The organism is Nocardia sp. NPDC051990 (genome assembly GCF_040680755.1).
Taxonomy (GTDB): Bacteria; Actinomycetota; Actinomycetes; order Mycobacteriales; family Mycobacteriaceae; genus Nocardia.
Genome location: NZ_JBFAXH010000015.1, coordinates 18892 through 40214, shown reverse-complemented (window position 1 = coordinate 40214; position 21323 = coordinate 18892). Strand labels below are relative to the sequence as shown.

The 21323-nt window shown below is 65.9% G+C and carries 3 protein-coding genes; 2 read left to right on the top strand and 1 reads right to left on the bottom strand.

Annotated features, from left to right (window positions below; translation table 11 throughout):
- Positions 1–893 precede the first annotated feature (893 nt).
- On the top strand, positions 894–1673 hold the full coding sequence (locus tag AB0L63_RS23990; protein WP_364504834.1) for an enoyl-CoA hydratase-related protein: 780 nt from the start codon (positions 894–896) through the stop codon (positions 1671–1673).
- Positions 1674–2101: 428 nt separating this feature from the next.
- Positions 2102–2629, top strand: a complete 528-nt coding sequence (locus AB0L63_RS23985) for a hypothetical protein (protein ID WP_364504832.1) — start codon at positions 2102–2104, stop codon at positions 2627–2629.
- A gap of 6 nt (positions 2630–2635) precedes the next feature.
- On the opposite strand, the gene AB0L63_RS23980 is transcribed toward AB0L63_RS23985, so the two are convergent.
- Entirely contained in the window at positions 2636–20875 is an 18240-nt protein-coding gene (locus tag AB0L63_RS23980; protein WP_364504830.1) for an amino acid adenylation domain-containing protein, read from the bottom strand.
- Positions 20876–21323 lie beyond the last annotated feature (448 nt).

Below are 21323 nucleotides of genomic sequence, written 5' to 3'. Positions count from 1 at the left end.
GCACACCAAATCCCTACTCCGTCAAGGAAATCCCGCTGAAAGCCACCCCACCGCCGGATGGACTCAATTCCGCGGCAAGCCCCAGCACGGGTAATCGCGGTCGGCATCGACAAGGCCGACGCTCTGCGGTGTTCGACAGATGACGTGCGGTTTATGGCGGTAATCCACAACCAAATGCAGAGTCGCGGCCTTGTCACCCGTGAACGTCTGATGGCACTGGGAACAATGGCACACATTGTGCGCGCTCAATGGCCACCAGCACCGACATCCCCGGCATTTCACCATCTCCGGCGATCTCGTCTTCATGATCACTCACCCACTCGCACAACCCGGATGCGGTCCGCCATCGCCACCTCGGTTGTACCCGCACTGTGCGGCGTCACACCTTCATCCTCGCCTGAAGGATCGATGGACCGCCTGCATCGGCTACGAGCGCGCGACCTCGATCTCGACCGAGACGACGATACCGAATAGGTGGACAGAGCCGCCGCCTGGACTGCGCCGGCACCGTTCGCTCCCCGCGCAACAATGAGGATTTCGTGATCCCGCCCAGCCCGTCGGGGCGTAGCTCGGGACTTGGCGCCGCGCAGCACAGGCTCTTTCGAGGGCCGGTCTTCCAGCTGGACATGGTCGCATGTCGGTCGTCCCGGACAGGCGGGTCTGCACTTCAGGCATGAATTCCTCGAAATGGCTTCGCAGGCAATGACGTAACACAGGTATGACTGGACAGCGCAAACTCCCGCGCTGATTCGACCGGTACCAGCCGCCATGAGGCTTCACGGCGCGGGCACCTGTCGATGGATTCGGCGGTGCGGCAGCGGCTGAGAGCGATCAGGGGTCGCGATCACCTCGGAGGTGTCGTGTCGGTGCCGGTAGAGATCTACGGTGGAGGTATGACCGCCTTGGAGTATCAGCATGTGTTGGTTGCGCGGGATGGCGACACGGTGCGCATCACCATGAACCGGCCGGAGCGGCGCAATGCGCTGTCGGGCGAGCATTTGGCCGAACTGCTCGCCTCGTTCCGGGCCGCAGGCGAGACCGACGCCACGGGGATAGTGCTCGGGGCGCACGGTCCGGTGTTCTCCGCCGGACATGATTTCGCCGACGTTGCCGCGCGCGATCTGCTCGGCGTCCGGGAACTGCTCACACTGTGCACCGAGCTCATGTCGACCATCCAGTCGGTGCCCCAGGTGGTGATCGCCCGCGTGCACGGTCTGGCCACGGCCGCGGGCTGCCAGCTGGTGGCCTCCTGTGATCTAGCCGTCGCCGGCGAATCGGCCGGCTTCGCACTCCCCGGCGGCAAGGGCGGCTGGTTCTGCCACACACCCGCGGTGCCGGTGGCCCGCGCTGTCGGCCGTAAACGGCTGATGGAACTCGCCCTCACCGGAGATCCGATCGATGCCCGCACCGCCGAACAATGGGGCCTGATCAACCGCGCAGTGCCAGACGAAGAACTGGACACCGCGGTGAACGAGTTGCTCGCCCGCGCTACCCGGGGTAGCCGGGCCAGCAAGGCACTCGGCAAACACACTCTCTACCGCCAACTCGACCGACCGGAAGCAGATGCCTACGCCCTCGCCCTGGAAGTCATGGCCGCCGCCGCCCAACTTCCCGGCGCCCGCGAAGGGATGGCGGCCTTCCTGGCGAAGCGCCCACCCGTCTGGGGCGATTAGCGCCGCCCAGGGACTCTTCTCAACACTCGCGACGCCGGCCATGAGAAAAGCTCGGCGGGTAGGTCACTCACAGACCCACCGGTTAATGACTGGCAAGCAGGGGTGATAGCGGTCCGGCGCATCGAGGTAGCAGGACGTATCGCGCGCCGTCTGGGTGCAGCCACGGATTTGCCAGAGACACACGAGAAGATTGGACGGTCCTCCCCGATCTGGCCGTGTCGGCCGCTTAGACTAGCCGCGCCGCAACGTGCGACAAATACTCGAGGTCGATAAGCGCTAAGAGGTAGACGTCCAGGAGGTGCGGAATGCCGGAAGCCGGTCGGTGGCGATCACGTCCGATATTGATTGCTAGCATGTTGCCAATTGCGCTTGTCCTTGGAACTGGAGTAACAGGCGCATCCCCGGATGACACCGCGCAGGCACCTGCCATGTTCGCCGCACTCGGCCAGTCGCTGGCCTACATCGCACCGCCGGGGGACATCGGGCCCTTGGTCGACATCCGCCGTGGCGATCGAGCTGTCGGCCCTATGAATCGGCTCGCCGCCGACCGTTGGACCAGAGTCCGAACGGTGGACGCACCTGCGGCCGCGGATCAGCGGCCGATCCAGGCGTTCTGCGAGCAAGTCCCCGTAGATCCGCAGATATGCTCCGCCACCGCCGTCGATGCGGGTGTCGGTGCGGTAATCGGCGCAGGTATCGGCGCGGGAGTGTCCGCGCCCGTCGCGATAGCCGCCGGAATGGTCGGCGCGGCCGCCGGGTTCGTCGTCGGTATCCCATTCATGCCGACCGGCTTGGTTATCGGCCCGCTCCTCGGCGCAGCGGTCGGCGTCGCCGTCGTTGCCGGACCTGCCGCCCTGCTCGGTGGGGCGCTCGGGGCGTCGCTCGGGACGATAGTGGGCACCACCCCTCCCCTCTCGCTGGATGGATTCCGCGCGCCCATCACCCCGCCGACATAAACGCGGTCATCGATCCAATCGTGTATTGAGAATCCGAGCGACCTGGGCAACCGCACTCGGTTCGGTCATTGCGAGGTGGGTCGCATCGATGTCGAAATTCGTAATCTGCCCGCGGACCACCGACGCCCATCCCTTGTGACCCACTGCATCGGATCGCCTTTCCCGTGTTGCGGTGAAGTACAACATGTCGCTGTCCAACACCGCGGGCCGCCACACACTGGCCGCCCGGATCCCCAAGTTGTAGGCGTCGGTCAGGCGCTCGATCCTTGCGGCGTCGATACCGAGGCCGTCCCCCAGGTGCTGTTCGATCAGGTCGGCGGCCTCGTCGGCGGTCGCATCGGGGCGCACGAAATCGACGCCCATGACCGGACCGAGGTTGCTGAGCAGTTCTCCGGTCGAGACGGCGGAGACCATCGACTCGTCGACACCATCCACCTCGGCGTCCAACAGCGCCAATAGGGCGACTTGTTCACCGGCGGCGCGCATCTCGACGGCAATGGCATGGGCGAGCGCACCACCCAGCGACCAGCCGAGGAGATGGTAGGGGCCGTGTGGCTGAACCGTGCGAATCTCGTCGAAGTAGCGTTCGGCCATTTCTTCGATCGACGTCGGACCGGGGACCTCGCCGCCGATTTGTGGCGCCTGAATGCCATAGATCGGTCGGCCCTTGGACAGGTACCGGTCGAATGTGCGGTAGCTCCACGACAGGCCCAAGGCCGGGTGGATACAGAACAGTGGTGGTCGCTCACCACCGGTCCGGATCGGTAGCAACACATCGAAGCCGATATCGGTCCGGTCGACCGTGAAACCGGAGCGCATTCCGGATTCGATTCGCTTCGCCAGGTCGGCCGGACAGGGATGCGATAACATCCAGCTGATCGGGACCTCGTAGTCGAGTTCTTTGCGCAACTCGCTCACTACTTGCACCGACTTCAGCGAGTTGCCACCCAACGCGTAGAAGTCGTCTTCGACGCCCACCCGATCCACGCCCAGTACGCTTCCGAAGGTCCGCGCGATCTCCCCTTCCAGCCACGACGAGGGCTCCCTGAACTCCGCTACCGCGAGCACCGGCTCCGGTAGCCGCGTGCGGTCCAGCTTCCCCGACGCGGTGAGGGGCACCGTGTCGAGCACCATCACCGTGGTGGGCACCATGTAGTCGGGCAGTTCGGTTGCCGCGTGCGCCAAGACCGCCGCGGTGTCGACCGTGGCCCCCGCGGCGGGCACCAGATAGCCGACGAAGTGGTCCACCGCACCGGTGGAGCGCACCACAGCGATCGCCCGGGCGACGCTGGGGTGCTCGGCGAGTACTGCCTCGATTTCACCGAGTTCGATACGTAGGCCGCGCAGCTTCACCTGGAAATCGGTGCGGCCCAGGTATTCCAATTCGCCGGCACGGTGCCAGCGCACCAAGTCGCCGGTGCGGTACAGGCGCCCGCCGTCACCGTACGGGTCGGGCACGAACCGTTCCGCGGTGAGGCCCGGACGTGCCTGATAGCCGCGTGCGAGCTGGGTGCCCGCCAAGTACAGCTCCCCGGCAACGCCGGGCGGTACCGGATGTAACCGGTTGTCGAGTACGTATGCCCGCGCGTTCCATACCGGTGTGCCCATCGGCATGCTCCCGCTGTCGGCTTCGGTCACCCGATGCGCGGCCGCGCACACGGTGAACTCGGTCGGCCCGTACAGATTGTGCAACTCGACCCCGGGCACTATTCGCCGCACCGCGGCCACCACTTCGGAACCGAATGCCTCACCGCCCACCAGGAACGTATGCACCGACTCCAGGGACTCCGCAGGCACCGCGTCCGCAAATACCGCCAGCATCGACGGCACGAACGCGGAGATCGTGACCCGCTGGGTTGCAATGGTTTCGGCGAGATACGCCGGGTCGAGATGCCCGTCGGCTCGCGTGATCACCAGCCGCGCCCCCATCGCCAGCGTCGCAAACAGCTCCCACACCGACATGTCGAACGTGGCCGGGGACTTCTGCAACACCACGTCATTCGGCGTCAGTGCGTAGGTCGCGTTGACCCACCGCACCTGGTTTATCACCGAACAATGCGGTACCGCAACACCTTTCGGCCGACCGGTCGACCCCGAAGTAAAGAGCAGGTATGCGATGTTGTGCGGTCGCAGCGGTGCGAGCCGATCGGTGTCGGTGACCGGCGTGTCATCGAATCCGGACAGCTCCAGCCCATCGAGGGACGACAGCTCCAGCACCGGTGCGGCGATCGACAGCATGTACGCGATGCGTTCTGCCGGAAGATCCGGATCGACCGGCACGTACCCACCGCCGGCGGCATGCACCGCGTACATGGCGGTGACCTGGTCCAGGGAACGCCGCATCCGCAGCGCCACCACCGACTCCGGCCCAACTCCCTGGGAGATCAACCACCGCGCCAACCGGTAGACGCGCGACGCGAATTCCGCATAGGTCAGTGACTGTTCGCCGAACATGACCGCGGGCCGGTCCGCGTGCGCCTGCACCGAGTTGGTGAAGACCGAGGCGAGCGTTTCATCCGAAGGGAGCCTGACATCGGTCGAATTCCACTGCGCCAGAACGGCTTCCCGTTCCTCTGCGCCGAGCAGATCCACATCGTGCACTGGTTGTGCGGGATCGGCCGCCAGTGCGCCGAGCAATCGCAGCAGGCGATCGACGATCGCGGTGACGGTCGTCGAGTCGAAGAGGTCGGTCGCGTAGGTCACCGCACCGCTGATGCCGGCGGGGGTGCCGTCGGTGCAGTCGTAGGAATCCGACACCGTGATCTGCAGATCGAACAGTGCGGTGTCGATGTCGGCCGTCATGGCCGACGCCGACAGCCCCGGAAGTTCGAACTCGGCTCTGGCGAGGTTCTGGAATGCCAGCATCACCTGGAACAGTGGATGGTGGGCATGCGACCGCACCGGGTTCAGCTCCTGCACCAGCCGCTCGAACGGAACATCGGCGTGTCCGAAGGCGGCCAGATCGGTCCCGCGCACATGCTCGAGCAGCTGGGTGAACGTCATCCCCGGGGTCAACCGGGTGCGCAGCACCAGGGTGTTGACGAACATTCCGACCAGATCGTCGAGTTCGGGCTCGCCGCGTCCGGCATACGGAGTGCCGATCGCGATGTCGTCCGTATCGGCCAGCCGGGCCAGCGTGGCCGCCAACGCGGCGTGGAAGACCATGAACAGCGTCGTGTTGTGTGCTCGCGCGATCTGCTGCAATCCCGCGTGCAGATCGGCGCCGACAGTGATCGGTACGCTCGCGCCCGCGTAGGTCTGCATGGGCGGACGCGGTCGGTCGGTCGGCAGCTCCAGCAAAACCGGAAGCTCCGCCAATTCGAGTGTCCAGTAGTCGATCTGGGCGCGTAGGAGCGATTCGGGATCGTCTTCGCTCCCCAACACCGTCCGCTGCCAGATCGCGTAGTCGGCGTACTGCACCGGCAGCGGCGGCCAGCTCGGTATCTCCCCGTGTGTGTGTGCTGTGTACGCGGTCATCATGTCCCGTGCCAGCGGGCCCAGTGACGCCCCGTCGCAGCAAATGTGGTGCGCTACCACCGCTAGGACCCGCTCGTTCTGCCCGAGCTCGAACAACCGTATCCGCACCGGGGCCTCGACCGTCACATCGAACACTGTCGAGATGAACGCCGACAGCGATTCGGCCAGTTCCGGTTCCGCGACCGAGGTCACGGTAATCGGCGTGATCGCCTCGGCGGCGGGCAGGACAATCTGCACCGGCTCGCCCTCGGCATACGGGTATACGGTCCGCAGTACCTCGTGCCGGTTCAGCACATCCCCGACGGCCGCGCGCAGCGCGTCGAGATTCAGTGGTCCCGACAGCCGCAGCACGATCGGAATGCTGTAGGCAGCCGAGCCGGGCACGAGCCGGTTCAGGAACCACATCCGCTGCTGTGCGTACGACAGCGGAATTCGCTGCGGCCGCGGCTGTGCGGTCAGCGCCACCCGACCGGTGTCGGCCCGCGATTCGGCGCGCGCGGCCAACCTCGCGACCGTCGGCGCCTCGAAAATCATCGACGCCGGGATGGTCGCGTCGAGCGCGGCACCGATCCGCGCGGCTACGCGGGTGGCCACCAGGCTGTTGCCACCCAGTTCGAAGAAGTCGTCATCGGCGCCAACCGGACCGTCGATGCCGAGGATGTCGGCGAATACGCCGGCCACTATTTCCTCCACCGGTGACGCCGGGGCCCGGAATCGCTTGGCCTGGACGATGGGAGCGGGAAGGGCCGCGCGGTCGAGCTTTCCGTTCGGCGAGAGGGGGATCTTGTCGAGGATCATCACCGCGGCGGGCACCAGGTACGACGGCAGCACTTCGGCCAACGCCGCCCGCAACTGTTCGCCCGACAGACTCGCCCCGGTGTCGGGCACCACATAGGACACCAGCGTCACGGGACCGGTGCCGTCCTGTCGCGCCACGGTGACCGTGTATGTCACATTCGCCTGTGTCCGCAGCACCGCGTCGATCTCGCCCAGCTCGACCCGGTAACCGCGGATCTTGACCTGGAAATCGTTGCGCCCCAGGAACTCCAAGGCGCCATCGGTATTCCAGCGCACTACATCACCGGTGCGGTACATGCGACGTCCCGGCTCACCGAACGGATGCGCCACGAATTGCGCCGCACTCGTCGCCGCCCTGTTCAGGTACCCGCGTGCCAGCGCGGGGCCCGCGAGATACAGCTCTCCGGCCACCCCGACCGGCACCGGCCGCAACCGGGTATCCAGCACCAGCGCCTGTGTTCCCGGCCACGGGGCACCGATCGTCGGCCGGTCATCCGGTCGCAGCGCACCCGTCGCCGTGGCGACTATCGTGGCCTCGGTCGGCCCGTACAGCACCTGGAACTTCCGGGCGCCGGCGAGGTCGGTGCCCGCCCATCGGCTCACCAGATCCGCCGGGACCACGTCACCACCGGACATCACCAGCCGCAGGTCGTCCAACCCGGCCGGATCCACCGACGCGAGCGCGGCCGGGGTGATGAAGGCGTGCGTGACCCGCTGCACACGCAGGAGTTCGGCCAGCTCACCGCCGCCGTAGATCCCTGTCGGAGCCACGACCAGTGCTCCGGCCCCGCTGACCGCGATCAGGATTTCCATCAGTGCGGCGTCGAACGACGGCGATGCGAAATGCAACACCCTGGACGTGTGCCGGAGCTCGCGATCGGCGCGCCACCCCGAGACGAAGTCGGCAATGCCGAAATGGGTGATGGCGACGCCCTTCGGCACCCCGGTGGATCCGGAGGTGAAGACCACGTAGGCGACATCCGAGGCCCGCAGCGGCCGCGTCCGCTCGTCATCGCCGATCGGGCCGCTCGCCGACGCCGCGATCCGCGCGGTGGTGGCCGGGTCGTCGAGCATGATCCAGTCCACCGAATCGGGCATCTGGGCACGCACCGACGACACCGTAACCCCCAGCGTCGCACCGGAATCCGACACCATCTGCGCGATCCGGCCCGCAGGATAGCCAGGGTCCATGGGTATGTATGCCGCACCCGTCTTGACCACCGCCCACCACGCGACGACGGACTCCGTCGACCGCGCGGCCGCCACCAGCACCGGATGCTCCGGTCCAGCGCCGCGGCCGATCAGTAACCTCGCCAGCCGACTGGACTGTTCGTCCAGCTGCGCATACGACAAGGTGGCATCCCCCGAAACGACAGCGATACCGTCGCCGTTGTCCCGGACGGCCGAGGCGAACACCTCCGGTAGCAGTCCGGATGGCTCCAGCGCCGCTACGGCGTGTGCCCCCACTCGCGACGTGAGCGCCGAGCGCTCGTCGGCTTCTAGCCAGTCGATATCCCCGATCACTACGGACGGATCGTCTGCGACGGCTTCCAACACCCGCACCAGCCGCCGGACGATCGCGGCCGCGGTCGCCTCGTCGAACAGATCCCGCGCATAGGTCATCATTCCCGAGATGCCTTGCGCCACACCGGCATTTCCGGGTGAATCGGCCAGCACCAGTTGCAGGTCGAACTGGCTCGCCCCGGTATCCACATCCGCTCGGGCAACCCGGACGTCGGGCAGCGCCACATCGACCGTCGATACGTTCTGGAATGCCAGGGCCACCTGGAACAATGGATGCCGCGCCGCCGATCGCTCCGGGTTCAACTCCTCCACGACCCGCTCGAACGGCACGTCCGCGTGGTCAAATGCCAGCAGGTCCGTCTCCCGGGTGCGCATCAGCAACTCGGCGAAGGGCTCGCCGGTATCCACCCGGGTCCGCAAGGCGAGGGTGTTCACGAACATCCCCACCAGATCGTCCAGACCGGGTTCGCCTCGCCCCGCGACCGGGGTGCCGATCACAACGTCGTCGCTGCCACTGAGCCGCCCCAGTACCGTTGCCAGCGCTGCATGCATCACCATGAACAGCGACGCCCCCCGCGACCGTGCCAGCGTGAGCAGCCGCTCGTGCAACCGCGCACCGATCTGCACCGGTACCCGGGATCCCGACAGGGATGCGACGGCCCGGCGTGGTCGGTCCGCCGGTAGTTCCAGCCGGTCCGGTGCGCCCGCGAGCGTCGAGCGCCAGAACTCCAGCTGCGCCGACATCAACGACGCCGGATCATCCGCGGCCCCCAGCATTTGCCGTTGCCACCACGCGAAGTCCACGTATTGCACGGCGAGCGGTTCCCATTCCGGCGCGTGCCCGGCCAGCCGCGCGGTATACGCCACCATGACGTCACGAGCCAGTGGCCCCATCGACTGACCATCGCCTGCGATGTGATGGACCACCAACGCCAGCAGGAATTCTCTGGTGTCACCGTCGGACTCGGCGTCGAGCTCGAACAATCCCACTCGCATCGGCACTCGTGCGGTCACATCGAATCCGCGCCGCACGAACTCGCCCACCACATCTGAGACCGACTCCGCCGATACGTGCACCCGTTCCACCAGCACCGCGGGCTCGTCGAGAACGACCTGGCGCGGCTCCCCGGAGATTTCCGGATATATCGTCCGCAATACTTCGTGACGTGCGACCACATCCGCGAGAGCGGCCGTAAGCGCTTCGGTGTCCAGCCGTCCCGACAACCGCAGCATCACCGGAATGTTGTAGGCCGCAGATTCGGGCTCGAACCGGTTCAGCAGCCACATCCGCTGCTGTGCCAGCGACAGCGGCACCGGGTCGGGGTGTATTCCGGACAGCAGGGGCAACCGACCTCCACCGCCGAGTGACGCGGCGCGCGCGGCCAATCCGCCGACAGTCGGCGCCTCGAACACCGACCGCACCGGCACGCGCACGTCCAGGGCCGCGCCGATGCGCGCCGCCACCAGCGAGGCGCTGAGCGAATCGCCGCCAAGGGTGAAGAAGTCGTCGTCGACGCCCACCTGGTCCACGTCGAGCACCTGCTCGAATGTTCGCGCGACCAACTCTTCCACCCCTGGTGCCGGCGCTCGGAATTCGCGCGCGACGGCAACCGGCTCGGGCAACCGCTCACGATCCAGCTTCCCGTTGGCGGTCAGCGGCACCTCATCCAGCACGATCACCACGGACGGCACCATGAACCGGGGCAACGCCTCGGCCAGCGCCGCACGCAACTCCACGCCCGATACCTCCGCCCCGGTTGCAGGCACGACATAGGACACCAGCAGCACTGGTCGCCCGTCATCGCTGCGCGGGATGGTCACCGCATATGCCACATCCGCACGCGCACCCAGTACCGCGTCGATTTCCCCCAGCTCGATCCTGGTGCCGCGCACCTTCACCTGAAAATCGTTGCGCCCCAAGAACTCCATCGCGCCATCGGCACTGCGGCGTACCACGTCACCGGTGCGGTACATGCGCTGACCCGGTTCCCCGAACGGGCATGCGACGAACCGTGCCGCGGTCAACCCCGTCCTGGCGACGTACCCCTCGGCCAGGCCGGTGCCGAACAGGTAAAGTTCGCCCGCGACACCGTGTGGCACGGGTCGTAACCAGGTATCCAGGACCACGGCCGCGACGGGACCGACCGGCCCGCCGATCGTGACCGCGGCACCGGGCACCAGCGCATCGCTGGCGGTAGCCCAGATCGTGCTTTCGCTCGGCCCATACAGATTGACAACGGTGCGTTGCGGCGCCCACCGATCGACCAGTTCCGGCCTGACCGGCTCACCGGCTATGGCCAGCACGCGCAGTCCGTCGAGACCGTCGGACGGGACTGTCGCCAGGGCCGAGGGAGTCACTACGGCATGCGAAATATGTTCGCGCCCGATCAGACCCGCCAGCTCGGGGCCGGCATAGACATCGGCTGGCGAGACGACCAATCGGCCGCCCGAGCCGTGCGCCAGCAACAACTCGAATACCGAGGCGTCGAAGCTGGGCGAGGCGACCTGCAGTACCACCGACATCGGGTCGACACCGAGTATTCGCCGCTGTGCAGCGACAATGTCGGCTAGGCCGCGATGGCTGACGAGTACGCCCTTGGGCGTACCGGTCGACCCCGATGTGTAGCTCACGTACACGGTCTGATCCCGCCGAATCGGCCCGCCGCGTTCGGCATCGGTGATCGGCGTGGCGGGAACCGAGTCCATGGCACCGAGCGTCTGCTCCTCGTCGAGGATCAGCCAGTCGACGCCGTCGGGAAGCCGCTTCCTGGCAGACGTGTTGGTCAGCCCGAGCACGGCTTTCGAGTCGGACAGCAGGAATCCGATCCGCTCTGCCGGCAGGGTCGGATCGATCGGCAGGAACGCGGCACCGGTCTTCGCCACGGCCCACAGGGTGATCGTCGCCGCCAGGGAGCGTGGAAGCAGGGAGGCGACGATCTGTCCCCGCCGCGCGCCGTGCCGCAGCAGGACCCGGGCCAGACGTGCGGATCGCTCGTCGAGCTGCCGGTAGGTCATGGCGGCCGTGTCGCACCGCACGGCGATCGCGGCGGGTTCGGCGGCAGCGGAAGCGGCGAGTATCCGATCCAACGTCTCCGGGATCGCCGGTTCCGCAATCGAAACGGGCCACGACGGCCCTGGTTCCTCGTCGAGCGGCAGCTCGCCCAGCCGCACGTCAGCGTGTGCGGCGATCCGGCACAGCAACTCGACGAAGCGGTCGAGAATGCGGCGCGCCGACGCGGTGTCGAAGGCACGGTCGTGGAATCGGAGGGTGATCCGCAGTCCCTGTGCCTCGCCGTGCTCGGACTGCCTCGGTTCCACGACCAGGCTCAACGGGTACGGCGTCGCGTCCATACCGCTGAGTTCGTTCACCTGCAGGCCCGCCGAATCGACGAGTTGCTGCAGTGCCGTCCGGTCGATGGGGAACGACTGGAAGGCGATGGCGGTGTCGAAGAGTTCGGGCAGTCCGACGCTGCGGTGAATCTCGGGCAGGCCGATATGGTGATGATCCAGCATGCGGGCGTGCCATGCCTGAATGCCGGTCAGCAACTCGTGGACTGTCATTGTTGGTTCGAGCGGGACTCGCACCGGAATCGTGTTCAGAAACATGCCGAGCGTCTGATCGACCAGCGGCAACTCCGGGGGCCGGCCCGACACCGAGGAACCGAAGATCACATCGGTCTCACCGGTCAGTACACGTAGATTCAGGGCCCAGGCCGCGGCGACGACCGTATTGATGGTGACGGCCGCCTCCGCCGCCGCTCGACGGAGGTCTCCGAAACGATCCGCCGTCAGCTCGTCCTCGACCTCAGCGACGGATACGCCGCTCGCGGCACCGGCGTCGCGGGACACCCGGGTGGGTGCGTCGACATCCGAAAAGGCTTGCGCCCATGCCGCTTTGGAGGCGGTGCTGTCCTGCTGACGCAGCCAAGCCAGATAGTCGCGGTAGGCGGGCGCGGGTCCGGCGGAGTTGATATGTGCGGGAGATCCGTAGTAGTCGAGCAGTTCTCGCATCAGCAGCGGCATCGACCAGCCATCCAGGACCATATGGTGATTCGTGACGAGCAGCCGGAAGGACTTCGCATCGAGGCGGATCAGCGTCAAGCGCAGCAGCGGAGGAGCCGACAGGTCGAATCCCGCCGCCGCGTCCGCTGCGGCAATAGATTCCGGGTCGGCCGGGGATTCCGCATCGCCACCACCGGCGAGATCGATCTCGCGGAACCCGATCTCGGCGCGGTCCAGCACGATCTGGCACGGCCCGGCCGCCGTCTCCACAAAGGCAGCCCGCAGAATATCGTGCCGGTCGACCACGGCCTGAGCGGCACGTCGCAGGCGCTCGGCGTCGACCGCGCCGGAAAACCCGATTATCGTCTGGACGGTGTAGTTGTCCCCGGCATCCGGGTCGAACGTGGAGTGGAAGTGCATCCCGGATTGCGTGGGCGACAACGGCCATACATCCGATAGCCCGCGGTACTGCCGCTCGAGCCGATCGATATCGGGTTGGGTGAGCGCGACGAGCGGAAAACCCGAGGTCCGATCCGCCATCGGGAGTCGACGGGGTTCCTCGATCGTCACGGCAGCCGCATCGTCGCCCGCCATGGCGGCGAGCGCGGCAACTGTCTTGCCTTCGAAGACATCTCGTGGCGTGAGTGTGAGCCCAGCGGATCTCGCCAGCGCCACCAGCCGCATCGAAACGATGCTGTCCCCGCCGAGCGCGAAGAAGTTGCTATCGGCGGACACCGTGTCGAGATGGAGCACATCGGCGAAGAGTTTCGCCATGACCTGCTCTGCATGCGTAGACGGCGGCCTACCGCCCGCGGCGGTGTCGGAATCGAAGGCGCGCTGCTGCAATGCTTTCCGATCGATCTTTCCCGCAGGCGTGCGCGGCATCTCGTCGAGCTGCACGATCGCCGCGGGGTTCATATAGCGAGGTAGCCTGCCCGCGAGTTCGTCGTCGAGTGCCGCCACATCCAGGGCGGCGCCCGGCGCGGGGACGACATAGGAGACCAGAACCGGTTCCCCGGCAGGTCCGGTCACCGCAACGGTGGCGACGCTCGCTACGTCCGGGTGCCTGGCCACCTGGGCATCTATCTCCCCCGGCTCGATCCGCAGGCCGTGAATCTTGACCTGCTGATCGCAGCGGCCCAGATATTCCAGTGCCGGTCCGGTGCGTCCACGCACCCAGCGCACGGAATCACCGGTGCGATAGATCCGCTCGCCGCGGGTGGATCGCGGATCCGCGACGAAGCGCGACGCGGTCACACCCGGTTGATCGACGTACCCGCGGGCAAGTCCGGGCCCACCGATATAGAGTTCGCCCGCGACCCCGACCGGCACCGGTCGCAGCCACGTGTCGAGGACCACCGCGGACGCGCCCAGGATCGGGCCGCCGATTGTCACCGGCTCGCCGGGGTCGAGCGCATCCGACGCCGTCGCCCAGATCGTGCACTCGGTCGGTCCGTAATGATTCATCAGCCGTCGCCCAGTGCCCCAGCGGTTCACGGTGTCCGGCCCGGTCGCTTCGCCGACCACCGCGACCGATGTCAACGACGGCGTCCGGGACGGATCCATGGTGTTCAGCACGGACGGGGTGATGATCGCGTGCGAAACCTGCTGTGACCGAAGCAATTCCTCGAGGTCGGTCCCGGCGTACACCTCTGGTGGCGCCACCACGAGACAGGCGCCACTGCGGTGCGCCAGCAGCAACTCCGCCAAATAGGCGTCGAATCCCGGCGACGCCACCTGCAACACCGCCGAATCCGTACCCACACCGAAGGCATCGACTTGCGCCGCGACAAAATCGGCCAGACCTCGATGGCTGAGGTGGACCGCCTTCGGTTTGCCGGTCGATCCGGACGTATATATCACGTATGCCGCATTGTCGGCCGACAGCCGGTCGGCCCCGGCCGGGACACCGGACGGATGAGATAGATCCGCGCGATCGTCCGAAGCCGAAGTGTCCAGCATCAACCAGTCGACGGTATCCGGAAGCTGCGGTGCGACAGCGCTGGTCGTCACGCCCAGACTGGTCCGCGAGTCGGATAACAACTCCCCGATCCGCGTGGCCGGATTGCCGGGATCCAACGGCAGGAAGGCGGCACCTGTTTTCGCCACCGCCCAGATCGCAACGACCAGTTCGGCCGAACGGGGCACGGCCAACGCGACGATCGATTCGGCGCGAGCACCGTGGCCGGCCAGCAGGCGAGCGAACCCGTCGGCGCGCCGCTCCAGTTCACGATAGGTCAACGCGATATCACCGGAGCGGACAGCCACGGCATCCGGATACCGCCGTGCGGTCCCCCATAGGATGTCGCGCAGCACGAGCCCCGCGGCTGGCTTCGCGCGACCGACCGAAAGCAGTTCCGCGCGTTCGGAATCCCAGCACGAGGAGATCGCGGCGACCTTCCGGGCGGGATCGATGACGATCTGCGTGAGCAGCAGCTCGAATCGTTCGAGCAGCGTGCGGGCATCGTCGGAATCGAATCGGTCGGTGGCGAATTTCAGCGTCACCGTATAGGTGTCGGTCTCCTCGGCGTCCGGTCGTCCGTCGCGACTCGACCGCGGCGGGGTCACTTGCAAACTCAGCGGATACGGCGTGGCATCGTGTGCGTCGATCTCGACGAGCCGCAATCCGGCGTCGGAGAGGTTGCGTGCCAACAGTTCCCGGTCGAGCGGATACGATTCGAGCACCGTCGCGGTGTCGAACATATCGGTGATACCGGTGGCCCGTTGCAACTCCGCCAAGCCGATGTGCTGGTGATCGAGCATTGCTGCCTGTTCTGATTGCACGCGGACGAGCAGGTCGCCGACGGTTTCGTTGGGTTCGAGCCGGACGCGGACGGGCAGCGTGTTGACCAGGAGTCCGACCATGCGCTCGACATCCGGAAGCTGCGGCGGGCGCTGCGACATCGTATTGCCGAACACCACATCTGACCGTCCGGTCAGGACGGCCACCAGCAATGCCCACGCCACCTGCAGGGCCGTGTTGGCAGTGACGCCGTGCGAGCGGCCCAGATCGAGGATCGCCGCGGTGGTCGCGGCGTCCAGGTTCAGGCCGACTTCACCGGCGTCCGCGGTGACGGTTAGATCCGACCCAGTCGTGACCCGCGTCGGAGCGTCGATTCCGGCGAGCATCTCCCGCCACGCGGCGGTGGCGGCGTCGCGATCCTGAGCCTGTAGCCACTGCAGATACTCTCGGTACGAACGAGGGGGCGCGAGCGCGGCGGTATCGCAATCGGATATGTACAACGAGAGCAACTCGTGGATCAGCACGGGCATCGACCAGCCGTCCAGCATGAGGTGGTGGTTGGTGACCAGCAGCTGGAACTTATCGACGCCGGTGCGCACGAGGTGGAACCGCAGCAGCGGCGGGCGGGCCGGGTCGAACGGAGCCGCAGCCACCATCGCGAGTCGCCGAAGTGCTGCTGCCTGCTCACCGACATCGCTGATGTCGGTGATATTCGACTCGCCCCAATCGACCCTGGTGTCGCGCAATACGATCTGACGTGGCCCATCGGCACGCTCGACGAACGCGGTCCGCAGGCTGTCGTGGCGATCGATGAGCACCTGCGCGGCCCGGCGCATCCGATCCCCATCCACCCGCCCGGCAAACGTCAGCGCCGCCTGCACGATGTAGCCGTCGACGCCGTCCCGGTCGTAGACCGTGTGAAACAGCAGCCCGGACTGCAGGGCGGTGAGCGGCCACACATCGGTCATCGACGGGTACTCCCGCAGCCAGTGGTCGACATCGTCCTGCGATACCGCGATGAGTGGGAAGTCGGATGGAGTGAAACCGTATGCGGTTTCGGATCGGACGTGCTCAGCAAGCGCCTCCAGGGCTCGAGCCCACAGACCAGCGAGTTCGTCGACCTCCGCATCGCCCAACACCTGCGAGGCGAACTCCCAGGTCACGTCGAGTTCAAGCCCGTTGCGACCTTCCTCGGCGATCGCATTGATATCGAGCACCGCCGACAGTGCCATCCCCGGATCGCTCGTCGCGGTCAGTGCGGTGAATTCGGTGGTGGGCGCCCAGGGGCCCGAGCGTTCACCGACACCCACCCGACCGAGGTAGTTGAAACTGATCTGCGGTTCGGGCAGGTTTGCGAGCTCGGCGCTGCCCCGGGAATCGAGATGACGCAGCATCTGATAGCCGATGCCGTTGCCGGGCACCGCGCGCAGCTGCTCCTTTACCTGCTTTAGCGCCAGTCCCGCAGCCATACCGCCGGCCAGCGCATCATCGAGGTCGACATTCTTGCATTCGATCCGGACCGGGAAGCGGCTGGTGAACCAGCCAACGGTGGCGCTGAGATCGGCGCCGGGTACGGTCCGCTCCTCGCGGCCGTGTCCCTCCAATGCGATCAACTCTCCGGCGGCCGCCGCCGTACCGTGCCTGCGCCGCCACTCGCCGAGTGCCAGTACCAGGGCCGCCAGCAGCGGATCGTTGGCGCCGCAATGGAAGCGGTCCGGAATGGTGGTGAGAACCGCCTCGGTAACGGCTGCCGGGATGCGCTGATGTACTCGGCCCGCCGTGGCCCCGACGTCACGATCCGGATCCAGACGGCGGGCTCCGAGTAGCTGATCGCCGCGCTCGAGTACGTCTTTCCACAGGTCGAGCTCCGCCGACCGTCGACCCGGCGCCTGCTCGACCAAGCCATGCACCCACCGCCGGAACGAGGTGGTGACCGGGCCGAAATGCGGCTCGCCGCCGTCGGAAACCTGCGACCAGGCCTGCGCGAGGTCGGCGAGGATGATGCGCCACGACACCGCGTCGACGGCGAGGTGGTGGATCACCAGCCACATCAGGTCGGGTGCCGAGTCGTTGCGATCCCGCAGCCAGACGGCCTGAACGAGCACACCGTTGCCCGGGTCCAATCGATCCGAGGCATTGTGCAGGTGCCGGTCGACTTCGGCGGCGTCACGTCGATCGAGCCGGACCTCGACGAGCACGGCATCCGGATCGACCGCTCCCCGATCGAGCACCTCGACGTACCGATCAACCGAATCGCCGTCGCGCAGTACCGCGCGCAGCATATCGTGACGGTCCAGCAAGGATCCCAATGCGCGGACGAGACCCGCTCGATCGACCCGCTCGGGCAGCTGCACGAGCGCGGCTTGGGCGAATCGGTCGTAATGACCCCGATCAAGCATTGCGTGCATGATCGGTGACAACGGCATTGGCCCTACCCCGCCACCGGGCAACTCGGCCAACTCGGGGGTATCGCCGGCTTCCGTCGCCGTTGCCGCTAGGCCCGCGACGGTCTTGTGCACGAACACATCCTGGGTGGAGAAACTCAGGCCCTCGGCCTTGGCTCGCGCCACCAGCCGGATCGACAGAATACTGTCGCCGCCGAGGGCGAAGAAGCTGTCGTCCGCCCCGACTCGAGGCACGCCGAGCACTTCGGTGAACAGCCTTGCGACCGCCTTTTCTCGGGCTGTGGCCGGCGCCCGCCCGACCGGCGCGGTCCCGAATTCGGGCTTCGGCAAAGCGCTGCGATCGAGCTTGCCGAAGGCGTTCACCGGGAGGCTGTCCATCGAGAGGATCACCGCCGGAACCATGTGCGGCGGTAGCGAATCGCGAGCGAAGCCCTGCAGTTCGAGCGGATCGACCCGGTGGCCGTCGACCGGGACGACATAGGACGCCAGCACGGTCGTGCCGACGTTGTTTCGCACCGGCACCGTGACGGAAAGATCCACGTCCTCATGTGTGGTGAGCGCGGCGTCGATTTCACCCGGTTCGATCCGGTATCCGCGGATCTTGACCTGGAAGTCGCTGCGCCCCATCAACTCCAGCGTCACCTCGGCGTTGTCGCCGGTCCAGCGCGCGATATCGCCGGTGCGGTACATCCGCTCGCCGGCGCCGCCGTACGGATCGGCGACGAACCGTGCGGCGGTTTCGACGAACCGATGGCTGTAGCCACGGGCCAAGCCCGGCCCGGCGAGATACAACTCGCCCGCGGTGCCCTTGGGCACCGGTTGCAGCGTTCGGTCCAGCACCATCGCCGAGAAGCCACTGATGGGGCCACCGACGGTGTGAGCGCGGCCGGGGCTCAGCATAGCGCCGACGGCGGTCACCGTGGTTTCGGTGGGACCGTATTCGTTGTACATGGACAAGTACGGTGTCCACCGCTCGATGACATGCGGCGGACATACATCGCCACCGACCACGACCACTCGTAGGTCGGTTGCCGGATGCGGGTCCACGGTTGCCAGCATCGTGGGCGTCAGCGTCAGGTGGGTCACGTGCTCGTCGGCCAGCAGTTGTGTGAGCGGTTCACCTCCGGTCACCTCGGGCGGCACGATCACCAGCGTGGATCCGTTCGCGAAGCAGGTCAGAAACTGTTCCAGGGAGGCGTCGAAACTGGGCGAGAGGGCATAGGACACGCGGGAGTTCGCGTCGATGCCGTACGTGGCGGCACGGTCGGCAACCAGATTCGCGAGGCCGGTGTGGGTGACCTGGACACCTTTCGGCGCTCCGGTGGATCCCGAGGTATAGGTCACGTAGGCAACGTTGGACGGCCGTACTGGGCGGATACGGTCATCATCGGAAATCGGCCCGCCCGCAGCGTCGAAGTCCCTCGAGGTCGCGGGGTCGTCGAGAACAATATGGCGTATGGGCTGCGGGAGCTGCCCGCACAGGGCGTCGACCGTGATCGCCACAGTTGCACCGCTGTCGGCGACGATATGTTCTATCCGCTTCGACGGGTACTCGGGGGCCAATTGGACAAACGCGGCCCCGCACTTCGCGACCGCCCACGTCGCCACGACCGATTCGACCGAGCGTCGCAGCATGATCGCCACCGCCGTTTCCGGCCCACAACCCAGAGCTATCAGCTGTCGGGCCAGCTGGGAGGATCTGGTATCCAGTTCGCCGTACGTCATCGTCTGCCCGGCCGCGGCGATCGCGCACGCACTGGGATTTCGGCGCGCGCTGTCGGTCAGAATCTCCGGAAGTAGCCGTGTTTCGACCCCGCTGGGCCCCCTTACCGGCAAGAGCGCAGACCGTTCCTGTACTTCGAGCAGCGGCAGTCTGCTGACCGGACATTCGTCTCCGCCGGCGAGGAATTCGTGCAGAAATATGCGGAACCGTCGGTGGTGGCCAGCGAGCTCGTCAGAGCTGTAGGAATTCGGATTCCCCTGGAAGTCGATATGTGTACTGTCCTTGCCCGCACCTGGGTAGATATTGATGAAAAGGTCGGAGGTAGGGCCGGAGGTGAGGACATTCAAGCGGCCTGTCGTATTGCCGAGAACAACCTCGTTATCGATCATCATGAGGTTAACGGCCGGCCCGAAGGATGCGGCCTCGTCGCGCGCAATCCCCATATCATGAAATATGTCCTCTTGGCGGTAGCGTTGCCGACGAAGGGCACTCGTCAATTCGCTTTGCGTGGCGGCGATCAGTTCACCGACGCTCCGGCCGGCGACCCACAGTCGCAATGGGACCACATTTGCCACCATCCCCCCGGAACGGCGCAGCACGGCAGAGTGCCGACCCGAAACCGGCAGGCTCAGCAATACTTCATCGCTTCCGGTCATCCGCGCGAGATAAGCGGCGAACGCCGCGACGATGGTCGGAGTCACGCTCGGGCCGTGCGCGAGCGCGACGCTTTCCAGCAGCCGGGCGGTGGCGTCTGGCAACTCTGCGCTGACCAGCGCCGGATGAATGGTGGGCTTGCCAAAGCGACCGGCCAGGCTGACGACGGGAGGTGCGCCTGCCAGATGCTCCAGCCAGTATCTGCGGTCGTTGTCGAAACGCGCCGAACCTCGGTACGCCAGATCCTGCTCGACGACGGCCCCCAGGTCCTGTGCCGCGCACGGCGCCGCTTCCTCGAATTTCATCCAAGCGTTGTACAACTCGGTTATCCGGTGCAGCATGGTTACCGCGGCAAATCCGTCGAGCGCGATATGGTGCGCGCGCTGATACCACAGAAAATGGTCCTCGCCGACCTGGAAAACAACGCTTGTCATGAGGTCGTCGTTCAGCAGGTCCAGTGGAGCGGAATAATCCTGAACCATAATTCGGTGCGCAGTCGCAACCGGGTCGATGTGCCGGCGCAAGTCCATGATCGAAACCTGAGCTTGACATTCCTCGTCGACGAACTGACATGGCTCTCCGTCGACCTCGATCAGGCGCATATTTCCGGATCCGAACTCGCGGCCGGCAGTTTTACAAGCCTCGACAAGCAATTCCATGTCCAACTCGCCGACGATCTCGACATACTGGGCCACAGATATCGGCGACGATTCCGCGAGATGCTGGGCAAACCAGATTCCCCGCTGGGCTGCAGTCAATGGAAGAATGTCGTATGACGGCAGTCGCACGGATCCACTACGGGTGTAGCGCACACCGGAACCGTTACCTGAATCCGGGTTTTCGGAAAGACCGAATGAGCCGGTTTGCGACGATTTCGACCAGTACGGACTGCGATCGATGCCACTCTTCGATTGGTCCATATCGACCTCCGCTGACCTCTCTCATATCAAGAGCTCAGTTATTTTGCCGTAAAGTTGCAGATATCAGTTTGTTCGAATTTTGCAACATGGTGACGACAATCAGATAGCATGTTCTGAGACGCAGTCATGGCGATCGACACCTGATTTCGTCGATGCATGCGTGGCGTTCTGGTCGGTCGGACTCCTCAGTCATCTGTCCATCTTCGGGTCGCTCGTAGGGCAGGGCCCAGGGGCTGAAGTTGCCAGGGTCGGGTACCACCCGACGGTTGACGGCAAATGTGCCGCAGGCTCTTGTTGTGCCATGGATATGACGATAACGTGGTATTTAAGGTTATGCGAGTGTGGAGTGGCGGTTCGTGTCGATAGACAGCAACGATTGAGCTAACGTGCACCGTGGGTGGTCGAGTTAGGCTACTGACAGTTCCATCGCTCCATGGCCGGTCTCGAA

Coding starts and splice junctions, on each gene's coding strand:
- AB0L63_RS23985 (WP_364504832.1), top strand. CDS start 2,102: ATGTTCGCCGCACTCGGCCAGTCGCTGGCCTACATCGCACCGCCGGGG.
- AB0L63_RS23990 (WP_364504834.1), top strand. CDS start 894: ATGACCGCCTTGGAGTATCAGCATGTGTTGGTTGCGCGGGATGGCGAC.
- AB0L63_RS23980 (WP_364504830.1), bottom strand. CDS start 20,875: ATGGACCAATCGAAGAGTGGCATCGATCGCAGTCCGTACTGGTCGAAA.